General features: G+C 55.8%; 3 protein-coding genes. All 3 read right to left on the bottom strand.

What is annotated here, in order from left to right; genetic code table 11:
* On the bottom strand, nucleotides 1-274 hold a 274-nt coding region (gene tnpA / locus K8W16_RS05895), incomplete at its 3' end, for an IS200/IS605 family transposase (RefSeq protein WP_304122048.1).
* A 252-nt stretch (nucleotides 275-526) separates the two neighbouring features.
* Complete coding sequence (gene ettA, locus K8W16_RS05890) at nucleotides 527-2,212, bottom strand: energy-dependent translational throttle protein EttA (RefSeq protein ID WP_304122046.1); 1,686 nt, start codon at nucleotides 2,210-2,212, stop codon at nucleotides 527-529.
* Nucleotides 2,170-2,584, bottom strand: a 415-nt coding sequence (locus K8W16_RS05885) for a hypothetical protein (RefSeq protein WP_304122044.1), incomplete at its 5' end; no start/stop codon positions are given. The genes K8W16_RS05885 and ettA, both read right to left, overlap by 43 nt.

Below are 2,584 nucleotides of genomic sequence, written 5' to 3'. Positions count from 1 at the left end.
CATCAAAAATCATCAGGGAACTTTTACCCATCATATACCCCATGACTGACGATATCGCATACTTCGGCGGTATCATGACAAGCATATGCACATGACCTATCATCATATCTCCTTCCATAATTTCAATACCTTTGTAATCACAAAGCTGTCGTATTATTTTTCCTGGATCTTTACGGTATTGCCCATAAATTACTTTTCTCCTGTACTTCGGTGTGAAGGCAATAGGGTACTTACACAGCCATTTCGTATGTGCCGAATGTTGTTCTTTCACCATAAAAAAACACCTTTTCGATGGGGACGGGAGCCTGAACAACTCCGTCTTATCGAAAAGGTGTTTTTTCAGGTATAACCGTTTTGGGCTCCACCCGCTTAGCGGATGGTTTTTCTGTTTCGGTCGCTTCCGCTCCCTCAACAGCCTGAAGGCCCTAAAAAACACGCCGCAATGGAAAATGTGTTCCATTGCGGCGCAACTCATAACAAGCTCTGCCCCGGCAGTACCGGGCCTACCTCTGCCTGAGCTCCCCGTCTACTGCCGGGTAAGTCTGCGATATTTCATGCGATGCGGGGTATCGGCGTCCTTGCCCAGCCTCTTCCTGCGGTCTTCCTCATATTCGGAGAAATTTCCCTCAAAGAAGATCACCTGCCCCTCGTCCTCAAAGGCGAGAATGTGGGTGGCGATACGGTCGAGGAACCAGCGGTCGTGGCTGATGACGAGCACACAGCCGGCGAAGTTCTCCAGCGCATCTTCCAGAGCACGCATGGTGTTCACGTCGATATCGTTGGTGGGTTCGTCAAGAAGCAGCACATTGGCGCCGGACTTGAGCATGCAGGCGAGATGCACGCGGTTGCGTTCGCCGCCGGAAAGCACGTCAACCTTCTTCTGCTGGTCGCCGCCCTGGAAGTTGAAGCGGGAGCAGTAGGCGCGGGCGTTCACTTCCCTTCCGCCGAGGCGGATGAAGTCGTTGCCGCCGCTGATGATCTCATAGACGGTCTTGCCCGGCTCCAGTGAAGCGCGGTTCTGATCCACATAGCCGAACTTCACGGTTTCGCCGATGCTGAGCGTGCCGGAATCGGGCTTTTCCTCTCCGACCAGCATCTTGAAAAGCGTGGTCTTGCCCGCGCCGTTGGGGCCGATGATGCCCACGATAGCGCCGGGCTGCACAAGGAAATTCGCCTTTTCCACCAGCACCCTGTCGCCCACGCTCTTGCAGATATCGCGCGCCTCAATGACGGACTTGCCGAGGCGCGGCCCCGGCGGAATGTAGATTTCCAGATCCGGCGCGAGGCGTTCGCTTTCATGGCTCAACATGGCCTCATAGGCATTGATGCGCGCCTTACCCTTGGCGTGGCGGCCCTTGGGGGACATGTGGATCCACTCAAGTTCCCGGGCCAGGGTCTTGCGGCGCTCGTTGTCGGCCTTTTCTTCAAGGGCGAGGCGCTTTTCCTTCTGTTCCAGCCAGGAGGAATAATTCCCTTTCCACGGGATACCGCGCCCTCTGTCCAGTTCCAGGATCCAGCCCGCCACATGGTCGAGGAAATAACGGTCGTGGGTGACGGCGATGACCGTACCCGGGAAGTTCTGCAGATATCGCTCCAGCCACGCCACGGACTCCGCATCCAGATGGTTGGTGGGTTCGTCGAGCAGAAGGATATCGGGATTCTGCAAGAGCAGACGACACAGGGCCACGCGGCGGCGTTCACCGCCGGAAACCACGGACACCGGCGTATCGCCAGGCGGACAGCGCAAAGCATCCATGGCCATTTCCAGCCGGGAATCCAGATCCCAGGCGTCCATGGCGTCCATCTTCTCCTGTACCTTGGCCTGCCGTTCGATAAGTGCGTCCATGTCGGCGTCGGGGTCGGCGAACTTTTCGTTGATCTCGTTGAATTCCTTCACCAGATCCACGACTTCCTGCACGCCCTCTTCCACCACTTCGCGCACGGTGCGCGTTTCGTCCACCAGAGGTTCCTGTTCAAGGTAACCTATGGTGTACCCGGGCGCCACCACAATATCGCCGTCAAAGGCCTTGTCCACACCCGCCATGATCTTGAGCAGGGAAGACTTGCCCGCGCCGTTCAGGCCGAGCACACCGATTTTTGCGCCGTAAAAATAGCCCAGGGAAATATCCTTGAGCACTTCCCGCTGACCATGGCGCTTGGTCACGCGGTTCATCGAATAAATGACTTTATCCGGCTGATTGTCGTTTGCCATAGCATTTCCATAAAGTTTTTCACCGCCGAGAAGGAGCCCGGCAGCGGAACGGTAGGGCCGCTTACCGGGAACCGCGCGTCATGCCGTATGCCGCATCTGCAGCGGCCATTGCGGCACTCGGCCCGCATCCTCATGAAGCCCCTGAAATTTTGATTTTCGCAAAAGGACAGCAGATTGTCCAGCTCAAAACGCTCCTGAAACTTCGGACAGATGACGCCTTTCCCTGCGGATACCGCTTTTTTTGCGATGGGACACCCGGGAGCCCCGCCATGCATTTTTCCCTTTTGTTCTTTTCGTCGAGGGCAACGATCCCCGGGAAAATATGCCGACAATTCCGCTTTTTCTTCCACACCTGAAGAAAATTTTCGTTTT

It is taken from the genome of Mailhella massiliensis (genome assembly GCF_020741395.1).
Taxonomy (GTDB): domain Bacteria; phylum Desulfobacterota; class Desulfovibrionia; order Desulfovibrionales; family Desulfovibrionaceae; genus Mailhella; species Mailhella massiliensis_A.
This window is presented reverse-complemented; position numbering and strand designations above follow the sequence as displayed.